Annotated in this window: 14 protein-coding genes; 9 read left to right on the top strand and 5 right to left on the bottom strand. The window is 50.7% G+C overall.

From position 1 onward, the window contains the following. Positions 1–2: 2 nt before the first annotated feature. Positions 3–1,601: a hypothetical protein gene (locus EXW96_RS19305; protein WP_174351209.1), complete on the top strand. Its 1,599-nt coding sequence runs from the start codon at positions 3–5 to the stop codon at positions 1,599–1,601. After that, positions 1,598–4,486 carry a DEAD/DEAH box helicase gene (locus EXW96_RS19300; protein ID WP_375256468.1) on the top strand — a complete coding sequence of 963 codons (2,889 nt, stop codon included), beginning with the start codon at positions 1,598–1,600 and terminating at the stop codon, positions 4,484–4,486. Before EXW96_RS19305 ends, EXW96_RS19300 begins: the two co-directional genes overlap by 4 nt. A gap of 59 nt (positions 4,487–4,545) precedes the next feature. On the opposite strand, the gene EXW96_RS19295 is transcribed toward EXW96_RS19300, so the two are convergent. Next, positions 4,546–5,520 carry a metallophosphoesterase family protein gene (locus EXW96_RS19295; RefSeq protein WP_174351207.1) on the bottom strand — a complete coding sequence of 325 codons (975 nt, stop codon included), beginning with the start codon at positions 5,518–5,520 and terminating at the stop codon, positions 4,546–4,548. A gap of 289 nt (positions 5,521–5,809) precedes the next feature. Between EXW96_RS19295 and EXW96_RS19290 the strand changes: the two genes are divergently transcribed. Then, positions 5,810–5,977, top strand: coding sequence for a hypothetical protein (locus tag EXW96_RS19290; RefSeq protein WP_174351206.1), 168 nt, complete (start codon positions 5,810–5,812; stop codon positions 5,975–5,977). Positions 5,978–6,141: 164 nt separating this feature from the next. On the opposite strand, the gene EXW96_RS19285 is transcribed toward EXW96_RS19290, so the two are convergent. Continuing rightward, entirely contained in the window at positions 6,142–6,942 is an 801-nt protein-coding gene (locus EXW96_RS19285) for a DUF2935 domain-containing protein (RefSeq protein ID WP_174351205.1), read from the bottom strand. Between the two features lie 201 nt (positions 6,943–7,143). Between EXW96_RS19285 and EXW96_RS19280 the strand changes: the two genes are divergently transcribed. The 5 genes from EXW96_RS19280 (at position 7,144) to EXW96_RS19260 (ending at position 12,020) form a co-directional block, all read left to right on the top strand. Next, entirely contained in the window at positions 7,144–7,470 is a 327-nt protein-coding gene (locus EXW96_RS19280) for a hypothetical protein (RefSeq protein WP_074728914.1), read from the top strand. Positions 7,471–7,572: 102 nt separating this feature from the next. After that, positions 7,573–8,922: a DJ-1/PfpI family protein gene (locus EXW96_RS19275; RefSeq protein ID WP_174351204.1), complete on the top strand. Its 1,350-nt coding sequence runs from the start codon at positions 7,573–7,575 to the stop codon at positions 8,920–8,922. A 194-nt stretch (positions 8,923–9,116) separates the two neighbouring features. Next, positions 9,117–9,968 carry a hypothetical protein gene (locus EXW96_RS19270; protein WP_174351203.1) on the top strand — a complete coding sequence of 284 codons (852 nt, stop codon included), beginning with the start codon at positions 9,117–9,119 and terminating at the stop codon, positions 9,966–9,968. Between the two features lie 2 nt (positions 9,969–9,970). Further along, positions 9,971–10,651 carry a response regulator transcription factor gene (locus tag EXW96_RS19265; protein WP_174351202.1) on the top strand — a complete coding sequence of 227 codons (681 nt, stop codon included), beginning with the start codon at positions 9,971–9,973 and terminating at the stop codon, positions 10,649–10,651. A gap of 283 nt (positions 10,652–10,934) precedes the next feature. Then, entirely contained in the window at positions 10,935–12,020 is a 1,086-nt protein-coding gene (locus EXW96_RS19260; RefSeq protein WP_235594194.1) for a sensor histidine kinase, read from the top strand. Positions 12,021–12,087: 67 nt separating this feature from the next. Here EXW96_RS19260 and EXW96_RS19255 read toward each other — a convergent pair whose 3' ends face one another. The 3 genes from EXW96_RS19255 to EXW96_RS19245 are packed head-to-tail and all read right to left on the bottom strand — an operon-like array spanning position 12,088 to position 15,914. Continuing rightward, on the bottom strand, positions 12,088–13,677 hold the full coding sequence (locus tag EXW96_RS19255) for a UDP-glucose--hexose-1-phosphate uridylyltransferase (RefSeq protein WP_174351201.1): 1,590 nt from the start codon (positions 13,675–13,677) through the stop codon (positions 12,088–12,090). Positions 13,678–13,720: 43 nt separating this feature from the next. Continuing rightward, entirely contained in the window at positions 13,721–14,707 is a 987-nt protein-coding gene (galE, locus tag EXW96_RS19250; RefSeq protein WP_174351200.1) for a UDP-glucose 4-epimerase GalE, read from the bottom strand. A 37-nt stretch (positions 14,708–14,744) separates the two neighbouring features. Next, positions 14,745–15,914 carry a galactokinase gene (locus EXW96_RS19245; RefSeq protein WP_174351199.1) on the bottom strand — a complete coding sequence of 390 codons (1,170 nt, stop codon included), beginning with the start codon at positions 15,912–15,914 and terminating at the stop codon, positions 14,745–14,747. 330 nt (positions 15,915–16,244) lie between these two features. On the opposite strand from EXW96_RS19245, the gene EXW96_RS19240 reads away from it, so the two are divergent. Further along, on the top strand, positions 16,245–17,135 hold the full coding sequence (locus EXW96_RS19240; RefSeq protein WP_054817024.1) for an AraC family transcriptional regulator: 891 nt from the start codon (positions 16,245–16,247) through the stop codon (positions 17,133–17,135). The last annotated feature ends 64 nt before the right edge of the window (positions 17,136–17,199 follow it).

Here is a 17,199-nt window from a genome sequence, read left to right as displayed (position 1 = left end):
ACATGCTCAAGCTGCAGATCCCTAAAAATCGAATACACGAGCTGACAAGGCATCTGCAGAGCGATTTTGAACTGGACCGGCTCGAGCGGGGATGGGAATATTTCCACAAAGGCCGTGTGGCCGGACTCGAGCTGAAGCACGGCGTGGAAGTGCATGCCTTGGTGCTCGAGCCAAATTGCGAGGTCGTCATCGACATCGACCATTTCAGTAAAAGCGAATGCAGTTGTTCAACCGTCAGGAACTGCGAGCATATTGCTGCGGTCGTCTTTACTCTGTATGCTTCTTACGCGCGGCCCGAGCTTCTCCTTCAACAGCTGAAGCAGGCCATTATGATTCGCAGCCGACAGCAGCAGATCCGGTCAGGCGGCCGTACGGCGGATAAACGTCAGCAGGATCGGCTTGAGCCACCCACAGAAGAACAAAGCCCCGTGCAATGGCAGCGTTTTTTTGACCAGCAGTTTTACGGCTTCTCGCTGTCTCAGCAGCATTCGATCGAGCTGTTCCACAACGCGGCCAAAGAAAAGCTTGCCCCCTACGGCGAGGGTTGGAAATCTCCCCTCAAGGAGCTCTATGATCTGCATTTGCTGCTGTTCATCATGCGGAAGATCGAGCAGTTTTACCAAGAGACGAAAGCATCGTATCTTTCTTACTATATTGAAACCGGGTGCAGAACGATCGGACGAAAGTGTCAGGAAGAGCTGCTCCGCCTTACGCCGACGCTGGATGTGGAAGCCTTGACGCAAAGCTATTCCGAGGAGTGGAAAGAAACGCTGCATCTGATTTCGGAGTCCGCTCTGTCCGGGAAGGAGTCCCCTGTTTCGTGGCCCACCGTGTACCGCAGCGTTTGGTGGCGGATGGCAAACCTCTCTTCATGGATCGCGGAGGAACAGGCTCGACTGCAGCATATGCTGCAAGCAAAGGACCTGATGCCAAAGCGTAAGGATGCGCTGCTGATGGCGGACGCGCATTTTGCCGTCATCGCGGGGGATGACGAAGCCGCCAGGCGGCAGATGGAGCAGCTCAGCAAACGTGAGGCGCGGGATTTCTTCTTTTATTTGCACCACTGCCATAAAGAGCAGGCATGGGAACGCATGCTGGCATGGCTGCGATGGCTGATGCCGGTGGTACAGCGCGCCCAGCAGGAGGAATTACGGCAGTTTTGCCAGTATTGGATGGAAGCCGTAGGGCGGCAATCCGACGATGCGGAATGGGTGTCCGTCATGGTAGCACTGCTGCCGCGCACGTACAACTTCTATTCGGCATATCTGCTGAAGGGCCGGCGGTATAAAGCCTGGATCGATTTGCAGTTGGCCAACCGCGTTTCCCCGAATGACCTGTACTCCGTCGATCTGCAATCCGTAGAGAAGCAGAACCCGGCACTGGTGCTGCCGCTGTATCACCAAGCGGTGGAACGGTGCATTGCCGGGAAGAACCGCACCGCTTACAAGTCCGCAACCAAATTGCTCAAAAAACTGAACAATCTATATAAAAAGCTGGACCGTCTGAACGATTGGGAGGATTACATCTACCGGCTGGCCGTAAAATACTCTCGCCTTCGCGCATTACAAGAAGAGTTGAGGAAAGGAAAATGGATACCATGATCGATACGGGAAGCATCAGCGTAAATGTGCGATGGGCGCCTCAGGGCGGATTCTTCCTGTGGGGTACCCGTCACAACGGCGGCATCTGCGACGCTTACGACCTGCGGGACTGGTTGTTTGCCTGGCATGCTCCTTCCTTCTACGGCACGTTCATTGAGGTCATCGAATGGATGAATCTGGAAGGTGTGCTGCTTCCGACGCTGGAGGCGCTGGACTATTTGGCCGCTCCAAGCACCGTTATGCATCAGCGGCTGAACTACAGCCGCGAGCTGGAAGAGCTGATGCGGCTGGCGCCGGCCGTCAAAGAGGCGCTGACGCAAGGCCGCTTTATGCCCGATTTTGCCAAGTGGAAAGCCGGGACGCTCGGCTGGAAGCTGTTGCTGGATGAAGAAGCGGCCGCTCTGGCTGCCTCTCCCGCAGCGGAGCTTTGGATGGACCAGCTCATTCCCGCCTGGATCGAAGCAGACGGGGTCATGCGTCAAAATCTTGAGCGGCTGGAGCGCTCATTTCCTCTGCTCTCCCGCAGCAAATCGGCCGCCGATTTGTGGATGGACGAGGAGGATTGGCTCATCTCCATTGGCTGGCAGTCTGACGGCACGCCTTTTCGAACATGCCTGAAGCTTGAGGAGCCTGCAACTGCCGGCGGCGCCTGGCCGCTGCGCGTCGTGCTGCAGGACCGGGGGGACCAAAACGTGCAGTACGAGGCGGACCCTTCGGTTCTCAAAGCTTGGGCCACCGCGGAGACGGACGGGGAAGCGGCCGCCGGTGTGCCCGAGGCTTGGCGCAGACACCTCGGACGTGCCGTTCGCGATGCCGCCAAGTGGCGGCGCATGGTCCCCTTTCTCGCCGAAGGCGAGGAAGGCATACGCAGCCTGCTCACGCCGGACGAGGCCTGGGAACTGCTAGTGAATGGCAGCATTCGTCTGGTGGAGGCAGGCTACTCCGTATTCCTGCCGGCGTGGTGGGAGCGCATCCGCAAGTGGCGTCCCCGCCTCAAGGCGAAAATCAAGTCGTCGGTGGGGACCGGCCCCCAGCCGATGTTCGGCCTCAATCAGCTTATGCAGTTCGACTGGAAAATCGCCCTGGGCGACATCGAGCTGACGGAAGAAGAATTTCGCGAGCTGCTGGAACAAAACCGCAGGCTGGTGCAAATCCGCGGCCAGTGGGTACAGCTCGATCCCGTTCATCTCGCACAGCTGCAAAGCGTAATGCATCAGGTGCAGAAGAAGCAGGGCCTTTCCTTTCGGGATGTGCTGGAGCTGCACCTGCTGGGTACGAGCGACGGCGAGGAAGACAAGCAATTCCACCGCTCTTTGAAGATGGAGGTCGAGCTCAACGATCAGCTTCAGGAGCTGGTCGATCTTCTGAATCATGCCAAGCGGCCGCCGCTCACCGAGCCGCCCGACAGCTTCCGCGGCACCTTAAGGCCTTATCAGGTCGAGGGTATTTCGTGGCTTATGTTCTTGAGGGAATGCGGCCTGGGCGGATGCCTGGCCGACGATATGGGGCTGGGCAAAACGATTCAAATGATCACCTACCTGCTCCTTCTGCGGGAGAAACGGCTGAGCGAGGGAACGACGGATCCTTCACCCTCCCTGCTGATTTGCCCCACCTCGGTGCTAGGCAACTGGCAGAAGGAGCTGCAGCGCTTCGCTCCCGACCTGCGGGTTCATCTGCACTATGGTCCGGGACGCGCCAAGGGAGAACGTTTCGCCGAAAGCTGCCGCGGCAGCGATCTTGTGCTGACGACTTATACGCTGGCACACTTGGATGAAGCGGAGCTCTCCTCCTTGCATTGGGAATCCATATGTCTGGACGAGGCGCAGAACATCAAGAACGCCTACACGAAACAGGCATCATCCATACGCAAGCTGACGGGACAGCACCGGATCGCTCTGACCGGTACACCCATCGAGAACCGGCTGACCGAGCTGTGGTCGATTTTTGATTTTTTGAACCCCGGTTACCTTGGAACGCTGCGTGATTTTACACAGCGGTATGTCGGAGCCATCGAACGGACCCAGGATCAAGAGCTCATCGCTAAGGTACAGCGGCTCATCCGCCCGTTCCTTTTGCGGCGGGTGAAGAAGGATCCTTCGATTCAGCTTGATTTGCCGGAAAAATACGAGTATAAAACCTATGTCTCTCTTACTACGGAACAAGCTACGCTTTATGAAAACTACATTCGCGACATGTTCGAGCGCATCGACACGCTTTCGCCGATGCAACGCCGGGGCATGATTTTAACAGCCCTGACCAAGCTGAAGCAAATCTGCAACCATCCCGCATTGCTCGCCAAAGAGTCGGCCCGGTCGCCATGGCGCGGACGTTCCAACAAAGTCGAAAGGCTGCTGGAGATGGTTCAGGAGCTGCGGCAGGAAGGGGACAAATGTCTTATCTTCACCCAGTTTGTAGAGAGCGGTCTGCTGCTGCAGCGGGTGTTCGAAGAAGAATTCGGCGGCAAGGTCCCGTTCCTGCACGGCGGGAGTTCCAAAGCGGAGCGTGACCGGATGATCGAGGTATTCCAAAATGAAGCGGAGCCGGACTCCCCGGATTCAGGCATTTTCCTGCTCTCGCTGAAAGCCGGAGGCACAGGGCTCAACCTCACGGCCGCCAACCACGTGTTTCACTTTGACCGTTGGTGGAACCCCGCGGTAGAGAATCAAGCGACCGACCGGGCTTTCCGGATCGGCCAGACCCGCCATGTGCAGGTGCACAAATTCGTCACGCTGGGCACGCTGGAGGAGCGCATTGACGAGATGATCGATAAAAAGATGGAGCTCAGCCAGCAAATCGTTGGCAGCGGGGAGCAGTGGATCACCGAGTTATCGACGGAGGATCTCAAGGATCTGTTCTCGCTGCGCAGTGAGTGGGTCGAAAAATAAACCCGGAAGGACCGGACAGCCGGTCCTTCCGCCCTTCAGCTGCTGCATCAAGCCCAACTTCATTGAACCGTGTAGACCGCCTCCGGCACCCAGCTCCGATGGCCGAAATCACGGCCCCGGATACATACGCGATCCGGATACACTTCAACGATGAGCCCTTCGCTCTTTCCCGCTTCAGGCGCGTAGGGTCCGGCTTCGTGCGACGGATCGCGGACAGAGGAGCTGTTCGCCATCACAAAGTGATCGCGCACGACGGTACGCGGCTGCGCCAGTTCCCGGTGTGAATGTCCCGAAAACAGAAGCACCTGAGGATAGGAAGACAACAGCGCCTTGAGCTTCCGATGCTGAACTACGCCTCTTCCGCTCCCTTCCCGTCCGCTCCCGGACACGGTATCCGGAAGGGGTTGATGCAGGAAGACGAATATCGGTTTCCTGACGGAGGCGGCTTCCTTTAATTTCGCTTCTAACCATTGCAACTGGGCGGCTGATAGAAAAGCATCTTCTTGCACCGACGGGTCGGACTGTCTATAGCGCTCCGTTCCAAGAAAAAGAAACCGGAAGCCCCTAACCTCCCGTTCATAGTAAACTTTCGGCTCCCCGATAAAACTCAAAAATCGTTGGCTGGCAGCGGCTTCCGTCTCCCCGTTGGGGAATGTGTCCGGGCTCCAGCGTCCCAGCCGATCATGCCACATGCGGTAAAACTCATGATTGCCGATAGTATAAAAAATCCGCCGCGGATGGGGATGCTTATCCAACATTTGGCGAAGTGTACGGTAATCCTCCGGATTCCCATTGCCCAAATCCCCGTTGATAATGAGCGCCTCAGCCTGGGGAACGGTATGGTGAAGATCGTCGAGTGCTTGTCCGAATGTCTGCAGGGCACGTTTGTCCCAGTTCTGCACATGGATGTCGCTGAGAACGGCGAACGTCATGATCCGTTCCTGCGGCTGGATCAAAGCCGCCCCTTCCACAGCATGGAGCGCGAGCCCCGCGGCAATCGCCGTGCCGATCATTAAAGCAAATCGAAAATGCAATTCATCCACTCTCCTGCCGATAATTCCAATGGATATGGATTTAATATGCCAATTTTCCCCGGCGATTACCCTAATCTATACTTCTCATGTTATAATTGGATGGATTGGGATGTAGAAGAACCGGAGCGCATCCGGACAGATCGGATGGTATGTACATGTACAAGCCGGTTTTAAGAAGCGCAACCGTGATGATGCATTCTTGTTGCGCCAATCCTACGTATAATGACGTAGAGTCAACCAGAACAAAATCCCGGAGAACCGGGATCCGTTCAATAATGGAGGTTAACGAATGCGTTACGCCATCAGCTACAAAGGTAAAATACTTGGAGAACCGATGACTCGTGAGCAGGCCGAAGTTGCACTGATGCGATTAAGCCTTTGTTTCAATAACCTGAAAATCGTTGAAGTCACTTCTGACTCATCTACGCAAGCGCTTTCTACAAAGTATACCGGATGAGCATTCGGATGAGCATTAAGCTTAAAGTTCGTTTCAAAAGCTTCAATCGAAGAACAGTCAGACCGGCTTTGCCGACGACTGGAAGGTGCCCGTAGTCCGAATAACCGGGAAATTCCACGAACAGGTTGCTCCCGTTCTGAATCGTGTTGATTACTCTTTATGTTTTATCCCGCGGATGTTTTTGTCAAACTACTTTCTAACATATCTATAATAAAAAGGAATCGCTCAGCTTCCCGAAATACATGGTCTGCCAGCAGGGGATGAATAATACTCTTTATACGACAAGACTCAATTAATTCTTTAGCAGTCTTTTTAAAATCGCGAAGAGATTTAACGGAAATTCGATTCTGATCAAGGAATTGGTCTAGTAAAGGAACTGTCTGGGATTGAGGTCGCATGGATTCCAAATCTCTGGCTTGAAAGAGCAATTGGTCGAAATCATGACTAAAGTTACGTGATTGTTCAACTAACTGCCGTTCAGAGGGGTCCAGTAAATGTCCAATAAATTTTGCATGGTCAGCCATTATCCTTAAGAAAAATACATTTTCATTAATGATTGCATCTGGTAAAGGGTCTAATCTTCCCGTATTCAGTTCTTCCAATCGGTTTCTAAAGTAAAATGCTTCTCTACTAATGTGATCGACCAACAATGGAAAGTTATTGGCTCCTGGAAGTTGGCAGCTTAAAATTAATCCTAACACTTTTCTTTTAAAAGCCCATATGCGGGAAGCCGCATTGTGCACTTCTACATTGAATCTTTTTATTACTTCAGGGTCTGTTTCAGATGTAAATGCGTTTGACCTTCTTTCAATTTCCTCAAACACCGCGTAAAACTGATTCGCCTCATGTATTAACTGGGTGTCCTCGCAACGAAACCCTAATTTCAGAAAAAGCGAATGTTCCTTCATTATACGTGACCAAAACCGGACTTCGTCTAAAGAACGCATAACGAATCCATTGGACATAGTTACACCTCCATTTTACTCAATGATTAAATATTATGGACTTTGAAAGAAAGTATTCTTAAATGATGGATTCATGCGGTCCGTTTCCGCATTGACTGATCTTAATTTCTATGGCTCAGTTCATATTGAGTTCACAAATCTGATTTATAGTATCATCCATAGCGAAGTTAATTTAAAAATATGAACAGGAGGAAAAAATGAATGAAAGCTTGCTGTAATAAGATGAAACCGGGAAAGAAGGTATCCGTATTTTTGCCGGTGGTGATATCTTTTCTAGCTACCCAACACTGGTTTCATGCGCTCATCTTTCTGGTTATTGGAGGATCCGCAACCACCATGTTGAGCATGGAAGACATGATTTTATTTCGGCGTGCGATGATTGTATTGACACTTGGAACCTTGCTCTGGTCGGTTTATCAAATCGTTAGAGACGGATGGAAAAATAAAAAAATGATCGTCATGACATCCATTTCTTTCGTGGTTTCGATGACTTTTGTCATTGTTACGTTGGTTAAAATGGGATGGTGAGCCTCTGTCTAAGAGTGATGTCAAATCGGTCGTTTTTACATGTCGTTATACCCTACTCCGGTATTGTAAATGAAAGGCCTTAATCATCGAGGAGGAAATCAAATGAAGAAGTTATTATTGCGTTTCGTCGTTTATTTATGTAGTTTCGTTGTGTTTGTGGGAGGGGTCGGAGCGTTCGGATATTTTCGTTCTCAAAAAGATTTTTACGGTTCGGTTCGCCAAGAGCCCGTTCCTTCTTTGCAAGGAATAAAGCAACCCGAATATGATCCCAATAAACCTACGGTTGCCGTCTTGCTGGGGAATGAAACCACGGAAGGATTGGATTTCATGACTCCGTATCAATTGTTTTCTATGACTGGCGCATACAATGTGTTTGCCGTTGCTGCGGACAATCAGGTGAAGTCACTGACTGGCGGCTTGGATGTGGTGCCGCACTACTCTTTTAAAGAAATGGATGAACTGCTGGGTAAAAGTCCTGACATTATCGCGATCCCTTACATGACCATGCTTGACCAAAAGAGCTATCAACCCGTCCGTGAATGGATACAACAACACAAGGAAACCACTTTATTGAGCATTTGCGCGGGCGCGGACAATCTCGCCGCTACTGGATTATTAAATGGAAAGTCAGCGGCATCTCACTGGCAAACGATGTGGATTCTTTCAAAGAAATATCCTGAAGTGAACTGGAAAAGGGATCTGCGTTATGTTACTAATGATGATCATGTGATATCCTCAGCAGGGATTTCATCAGGAATCGATGCCGTCCTCTATGTCATCTCACAAAAACTGGGCGATCCGATGGCGGCCAAAATAGCGAAAGAATTGAATTATCCTTCTTATCACTTCCTTCAAAATCCAAAGGTCGAACCATTTTACATCGATCTGCGCTATGCAACCTATGTATTGAATAACGCTTTTCAGTGGAACAAGAAAAAGGCAGGCGTGCTGCTGTATGACGGTATGGAGGAAATGGCACTGGCTTCCGTATTTGATATCTATTCAGACACCGGAACGACAAAGGTCCTTTCCGTTTCAAGCGCGGATGCCCCCATTGTGACGAAACACGGTTTGAACCTGCTATCCAGATACACGATGTCGAATGCCCCGCAATTGGATAAAATGATCGTTTCGGGAACACAAGCCAAATCGCTGGCTGCGGAGGATATTAAAAACTGGAACGAAAGAGGGAAGACCACGGAGCTTCAGCTCGTCCATAGCGATTCCCCGGATCGATTTATGTTCGAAGTCCAACTTGAAGATTTAGCCCGGCAAGAGGACCTTCAAACGGCCAGACATGCGGTGAAACGAATGGAATATCGTGCGAATGATATCCATCTTGAAGGCAAGCCGTTTCCTCTTGAAACTTACGCGAACCTGCTTTTGACCGTTGTCATATCCGTGTTGGCAGCTTTTTATATTGACAGACGGTTCATCATGAAGAAGAAATAGAAATGCCCTTCACCTTTTTTTGAATTTTCGCGGAAGCATGGAGGGGAAAGTCACACTACTGCTAAATCGGATTCCCCTCACTTCCACGGCATTTTACCGCCGCGATTAAAGGTTTCCGCATAAACAATATGGTGTCCATAGCGTAAGTTCATTCAACGGACTGACCAAAATGATGATTGCGAGGGTTGGTTAAAATGGGTAAATGGGTCATATTTGATAAATGGGTCATAACGTCAATTCTTTATGTGGCAGTCATGATAGGTGGCTTTACCATATATGATGAGTTTATCGCTGATGATACAAAGCCTGTATCTGCGCAAGAGCATCAAAACGATGAAAATCATGGCGAAGAGGATGGAAGCAGCCATGAACATGGAAGTCATTCACAGCATGAGGATCATAGCGAGGTAATTACGTTTGTTCAATCTGATGAAAATGAAATAAAGATTTTTTTGAAAGATAAAGCAGGAAACCCAGTTAACGATTTAGAAGTAAATCATGAGAAGCTTCTTCATCTGATCATTGTGGATGAACGTCTGCAGAAGTATTATCACGTGCACCCCGAACAGTCGGGCAATGGCGAGTTTAGAATTGGAAATATGCTGCCTGAAGGATTTTATAAAGCCTTTATTGATATTAAACCGAAAAATTTAGCATTTCATGCAGAACCGATTCCGTTTGTAGTCGGCACTCCAAGCGGATCAACGAACAACGAGGAGCTTAAGCCGGACAATACGCTTACTCAGCATATCGACGGAGAAACCGTAACACTGAATATGAGTTCTTTTGATGTCAATAAGCCTGTAACGTTAGCATTTGATCTCGATAAAACCAATTTAACTCCTTATTTGGGAGCGATGGGGCATGTTGTCATTCTTGATGAAACTGCACAGAAGTTTCTTCATGTTCATCCGGCCAATCATGAGGATCCGGTTTTTGAAACAGAGTTCAAGCAGCCGGGCATCTATAAAATATGGGCTGAGTTTAAACAACATGGAAAAGTAAGAGCATTTCCTTTTGTGGTAGAAATCAAAGGGGAGAATTAAATTTGCCAAGGATATTAGTGGTAGATGATGAAGCTCACATCCGGGAATTGATACGTTTGTACTTGGAAGATGAGGGGTTTGAGCTCGTAGAAAAATCGAACGGAGCGGAGGCGTTGGAGTATGCCGAAAATCATCGAGTTGACCTGGTGATTTTGGATATTATGATGCCGAAAATGGATGGATGGGTTCTATGCCGGAAGCTCCGTGAATATGGGGATATACCGATATTGATGGTTACCGCGAAGGGGCAGCCGGCAGATCGAATCAAAGGATTTATGCTTGGAACGGATGATTACTTGGCGAAACCGTTCGACCCGGTCGAGCTGGTTCTTCGGGTGAAGGCGCTGCTCAAGCGGTATCGTATTTCTACTTCCAGTGTGATTCAATTGGGTGACGTTTCTTTAGACCGCAATAGTTATCAGGTGATCTACAACGGCGGGAGGACCGTCACCATTCCGATGAAAGAATTTGAACTGCTTTACAAACTGGGCAGCTATGCCGGGCAGTTGTTTACGCGGGAACATTTGATTGAGGACATTTGGGGCGTGGATTATGAAGGGGATGAACGGACGGTAGATGTTCACATCAAGAGGCTAAGGGAACGGTTTGCCGAATTTGAGTCTCAATTCCGCATTGTGACTATTCGCGGCTTGGGTTATCGGCTGGAGGTGTACAAAGATTAAATCGCTCTATACCCGCGTTGTATTTGTCTTTGTCGGCATTGTGATGTTGAGCCTGGTTACGGCATTTGTTGTTTCGTCCTTTTTGTATGAAGGCCGCATTCAAAAGCTAATAGAAAAAACGCTCATCCTGAACGGGGAGAAGATCATACATTCTTACCAGACAACATCATCCGCCGATTTGATTCCTTTCATGCAAAGCCTTTCTGGCCTTTCGGGTAACCTTCTTCAACTGTACAATAAGGACGGTACCCCCCTCCTTGATAGAAACAAGATATCCTTGCTAATGGATTCTGCTCAAATTGAACGCGTGCTTTCAGGCGATATCGTCCGCCATATCGATACCAGTGAGCACCAGAATGCACACGTCCCTCATTTTCCGGTCATCGGACTTCCATTTCAGGTCAATGGGGAGCCTTACGGTTTATTTGTAACCGTGGAGAAGAATCCGATCGAAGACGAGATCATGAATTCCATTCATCTCATGTATATTATTATCTTGTTTTTCGGGAGTTTTCTTATTATCGTCGCTGCCCGTTATATCGTCCACCCGATTCTTCGTTTGACAGAAGCAACAAAGCTTATGGCAAAAGGAAAGTTCGATGTTGAGCTGCAAACAAAACGGAAGGATGAAATTGGTGCTTTGAGCGTTAGCTTTACTGAAATGGCACAAGAGCTTGCGAAGCTGGATCAAATGCGGCAAGATTTCGTATCCAACGTCTCGCATGAAATTCAATCGCCTTTAACTTCGATTTCAGGTTTTAGCAAAGCGTTAAAGCAGAAGAAATTGAGTGAGGAAAGCCGAATCCATTATTTGACCATCATCGAACAGGAATGCGAGAGATTATCGCGATTAAGTCAAAATTTGCTTCAACTATCCTATTTACAGCAGGAACTTCATCCGTTGAAGCGAAGTACGTACCGACTGGATGAGCAGCTTCGAAAGGTCGTCATTGCGTTGGAGCCTCAATGGACAGCCAAAGACATTGAAATGGATGTTCAATTAGAGGCTATTACGGTACAAGCGGATGAAGATCAGCTCAACCAGGTGTGGATCAATTTACTGAATAATAGCATTAAATTCACGCCCGTCCGTGGAACGATTCGGATTGAAGCCGGTAAGAATAATCATCTGATCACTGTCTCTATAACCGATAATGGCATTGGGATTCCTGAGGAAGAACGTGCAGATATCTTTAAACCGTTCCATAAAGTGGATAAATCCCGCGATCCTTCCGTTAAGGGAAACGGACTCGGTTTGTCGATCGTGAAAAAAATCATCGATCTTCATACCGGTGATATTCAAGTATCAGGAGCACCAGGAACAGGTTCAACGTTTACGGTTACATTGCCACAGTCTATTAAAAGTTGATCGTTTTTTCACATAACAAACGCAAAAATCCTGACCGTTTCCATGAGCGGTCAGGCATCAAACCTCCCTATTGGACTCCCAAGTGCCTCAGGAAACGGCGGAAGCCTTGACGGCCATGCGCATCCAGCTTATATACGCCCGCATCCTGGAGCACATTCAAAAATTTGCGGCCCACTTCGTTCCGAAGCACTTCTGCAGCCTTCTCGTCCGGCAATGCCGTGCCGTAGCGTTCAACCAGTTCCTTCAGCCAAGCTTTATGCTTGTGCAGCGGATGCCCGGGGTCCAGCATCATCCGCTCGTCCAACGCTGTCTCTCCGGTCAGCAATCTTGCTGCCAGTTCCAGTTCGTCCTTTAAACGTCCCGGCAGCACCGCCAGACCCATGACCTCAATCAAGCCGATGTTTTCCTTCTTAATATGATGCAGTTCCCGATGCGGGTGGAAAATACCTTCCGGATGCTCCGCACTGGTTCGGTTGTTGCGCAGCACAAGATCCAGCTCGTAATCGCCGCTTGCATTTTTGCGGGCAATGGGAGTCACGGTATTGTGCGGCACCTTCGTCCCCTCTTGCTCGGAGTAGGCTTTGATGTCTTGTGAGGGATCGCTATATTCCTTCCAGCGCTCCAAAACCATAGCGGCAAGCTTCAGCAGAAGCTCCCGGTCACGGCTTGAGAGGCGGATGACCGACATGGGCCAATGGACGATGCCGAGCTTCACTCCTGCAAAGTCCGGATGGCTGAAGCTTTCCTCCACCTCCGCCCGTTCCATCGGAAATCGGTGACGGCCGCCTTGAAAATGGTCGTGATTCAGAATCGATCCGCCCACGATCGGCAGATCGGCATTCGAGCCGATAAAATAGTGTGGAAACCGGTCAACGAAGTCAAGCAGCCGCCCGAGGGTCATCTTTGTCATTTTCATCGGCCGGTGCAACCCGTCGAAAATAATACTGTGCTCATGATAATATACATAAGGCGAATATTGGAAATACCACGTTTCACCCAACAGCTCAAGCGGAATAACGCGCAAATTCTGCCTGGCAGGGTGATTCAACCTTCCCGCATAACCCACGTTCTCTACACAGAGCAGGCACCGGGGATAATGGCTTTGAGGGGCATTTTTGAGCATCGCGATGGTTTTGGGGTCCATCTCCGGCTTGGAGAGATTAACGGTGATTTCCAGGTCTCCATACTCCGTCGGTGCAAGCCAATACAGATTTTTACGGATCCGGTCCATACGAATATAGTTGGAATCGATACACAGCTTATAGAAAAAGTCCGTCGCCCGCTCTACTCCGTCCCTCCTCGCTATAGTCCAAAACCGCTCTGCCAGCTCCGACTGCCGCGGCATCAGCTGGCCCATGATACGGGCATCCATTAAATCGCGCAGCGTCGTATGGTTTTCTTCCAATATCCCCGTTTCGGCCGCGTAATCCAGCAGCGGTTCAAGCAGCTCTGCAGGACTGTCTGCGGCAGGCTCCCTCAGCTCTCCCGTATAAGGCTCGGCAATGCGAAGCAAATCGAGCAATCCGTTGCGCGCCGCGTAAACATCCAGCGGCTCAAGCAGCTTCTGCGCCAATCCGAACTGAAGCAAGCGTTCCACCAGGTAAGCCGCCTTTCGATCGGAGGTGCTGCAGCCCGTTTCCGTTTGGTTGTACTCCATTGTCATCCCTCCCCCTTCTAAGCTGTGGTCCCCACTTCCAGTCTTATTTGCCGTAGCCGTTCGGATGTGTCCGATGCCATGTCCACGCAGAGGCAATGATTTGCGTAAGGATGTCCCGTTTCGGCTTCCACCCCAGCTCGGCTTTCGTACGTTCCGAGGAAGCGACCAGAATGGCCGGATCTCCGGCGCGGCGCGCTTCCATGACGGCAGGAATCGGGTGCCCCGTCACTTCACGTGCGATATCGATAACTTCCTTCACAGAGAAGCCTCGGCCATTACCGAGATTGTATACGCTGCTTTCCCCGCCCCGACGCAGCTTCTCCACCGCGAGGATATGCGCATCCGCCAGGTCGCTGACGTGAATATAATCACGGATGCACGTGCCGTCGGGCGTCGCATAGTCATCACCAAAGATGGAAATGTGGGGCCGCTGACCCAACGCCACCTGCAGAATAATCGGAATCAGATGCGTCTCTGGCGTGTGGTCCTCTCCGATTTGGCCCCCTTCATGCGCACCTGCGGCATTAAAATAACGCAGGGATACATATTTGATCCCGTGGGCCGTATCGAACCAATGCATCATTTTTTCCATCGCCAGCTTCGTTTCCCCGTAAGTGTTGGTCGGAAGCGTTCGATCGGTTTCGAGAATCGGGATGTTTTCCGGCTCTCCGTAGGTGGCTGCAGTAGATGAAAAGACGATTTTTTTCACGCCATATTCGTTCATTTTTTCCAGGAGGCATAAAGTCCCGTAAACATTATTGTGATAATATTTACCAGGCTTCTGCATGCTTTCGCTGACAAGCGAATTTGCTGCGAAGTGAATCACCGCATCAATGTCATTTTCTCTAAATACCGAATCCAAAAACTCCGCATTACGAATGTCTCCCACATACAGTTTTCCGCCGAGCACCGCATCGCGATGCCCTTGCTGCAAATTATCGACCACCACGACCTCTTCTTCTTTTGCCAGCAGCTCCGCCACCGTATGCGAACCGATGTAGCCCGCTCCACCAGTAACCAAAATAGCCATGTTTCTCTCCTTCCGTCTCCCCATGGGCGACTCTCTTCTATATTTCCTTGACTCCATCTCCAATGTCACATACATAGAAGTCCGGATGCAAGCCGGTTTTTCTCAAATATTCGCGGCCGACCTCTTCGATGAACCGCTCTACGCTGTCCTGATGCACAAGGGATACGGTACAGCCTCCGAAGCCGGCACCGGTCATTCGCGACCCGAGCACGCCTGGAACCTGAAGCGCCGACTCCACCATCGTATCAAGCTCCGGGCCCGTCACCTCGTACAAGTCTTGCAGGGAGCGATGGGAATCCGTCATGAGTCCCCCGAACGCTTCCAAATCACCTTGTTCCAATACCTTAATGGACTGCTGCACACGGTCGATTTCTTCCACTACGTGCTGTGCCCGTTTCTTCACGGTTTCATCCTCAATGAGATGCTTGGCCTCCTCAAATTGTTCCAACGACAGCTGTCCGAGCAGCGTTAGTCCCGGATGCAGCGCTTGCAAATCACGTACCGCCAGCTCACACTGGGCGCGCCTTTCGTTATATTTGGAATCGACGAGCCCGCGTTTCTTATTGGTGTTGCCGATCACCAGCCTATAGACGCCGGTTTCAAAAGGCACATGCCGATATTCCAGCGTATCGCACATCAGCAGAATCGCGTGATCCTTCTTCCCCATGGCCACTGCGAATTGATCCATGATCCCGCACTGCACGCCAACAAACGTATTTTCGGCCTTCTGCGACAAAAGAGCAATGTCCACCTTGTCCGCGGGCTGTTCTTCCATGGACAGCAGACCGTAAGCCGTCACCACTTCGATGGAAGCCGAGGAAGACAAGCCGGACCCGTTCGGAATCGCACCGCTGTAAAGGATATCATACCCTCCGACAGCTGCGCCCTTCTCTTGCAGCCCACGAATAATCCCTTTGGGATAATTGATCCAGCCGTCTTCCTGGTTGTATACCAAACCTTGAATGGAAATATGTTTGCGGAGAGGGAAATTCATCGAAGCCAAACCTACTTGCCCGTCGGCCCGCTTGCGAATCAGCATCGTCGTTCCGAAGGTAAGTGCCGCAGGCAATACGCAGCCCCCGTTGTAATCCGTATGCTCACCGATCAGATTCACGCGCCCCGGGGCATGAAACACCCGAATCGGACGGGAATCTCCAGCCCCGTAAAGCTTTACGAACTGCTCCTTCAATGCTTGGATTTCTGTCATGAGGGCTTCACCTCGTTTACCATAGTATATTGGAAAAATCCATTGTTGTTCTGATCAATCTATGCCTCAAGTATAACGCGGACGCTTCCGCCGACACTATGGAAGGATGTAAGCTTGATATGGATAAATGTTAGATTATTGCTGGGTCCGCTGCCCATGACATGGTATAATGTAACCATAAATAAGAGGTTCCTGAGCGTGTTGTACCCCCCTTTCCGCTAACGGCTTGACCGAAGCGGATCGGAACGCTCCGCCGTGCGCCATGCAAACATGGATCGTTTGCATACTGCGGATACATTTCAATCCACAGCAAAGGAGGTAGCCCTTCTAATGCCCGTTTCCTCATCAGCCAAACGGACCTATAGCTATTACGTCGTTTCGAACCCGGAGACTCCGACGGAAGGCAGCCCGCTGACGGTGCTGTTCTCCGGCAACAGCCAAACCAGGCCCGGGCACAAACCGGGTCCGAAGGTCGTCGACTATTATCTTATTCATCACATCTTGTCCGGGAAAGGAACATATGCTTGTATGGGACGAACCTATCAGCTCGGCGCAGGGGATAGCTTCCTGATCGAGCCAGGCCAGCTGATTCATTACGCGGCGGATTGGGATGAGCCTTGGCATTATTGCTGGATTGCCTTTGAGGGTCCCCAAGCGTCCATGATGCTGCAGGACATCGGCCTCAGCTCGCTTGCCCCCATCGTCCATACCGGTCGCAGGCGAAAGATCGGCGCGTTGTATCGCCAGATTCAGCTTGCCTTTCAATCCCGCAGCGCCGGCGCCAATCTCCGGGCGAACGGGTTGCTTCATCTGCTGTTCGCGGAGTACGCCGAAGCCCTTCGTCCGCAGCAGACGAGCATGCCCAGACAAACCACGGGCGGAGAGCAGACGGTACAACAGGCGCTGCAATATTTGACCGCCCAGTATGCCGAGCCGATCACCATCGAGCTGATGGCCGAAACGCTGGGCTACAACCGCGCGTATTTGTCGACGTTGTTCAAAAAGCATACCGGGCTGACCCCCGTAACGTTTCTGCTGCGGCTGCGGCTGGATAAGGCGCGCCACCTGCTTCGGGAACGGCCGGAGCTTACCGTCGAACAGATCGCCTCGTCGGTCGGCTTCCAGGATCCGTTATATTTCTCCAAGCAGTTTAAACGGCATTATCAGGCTTCGCCTACGGAATACCGCAATGCGGTGCTTCATCCGATACCTCAAGGTTGACAGGCCATTCATCCGGCTTGGACAATGTTATATTTTATTTTATCTTAGATTGTAAATTATGGAA

This window comes from Paenibacillus sp. JMULE4, assembly GCF_013337105.1.
Lineage (GTDB): Bacteria > Bacillota > Bacilli > Paenibacillales > NBRC-103111 > Paenibacillus_G > Paenibacillus_G naphthalenovorans.
The sequence above is the reverse complement of the archived record's forward strand: the minus strand, read 5'-3'. Positions and strand labels throughout refer to the sequence as shown.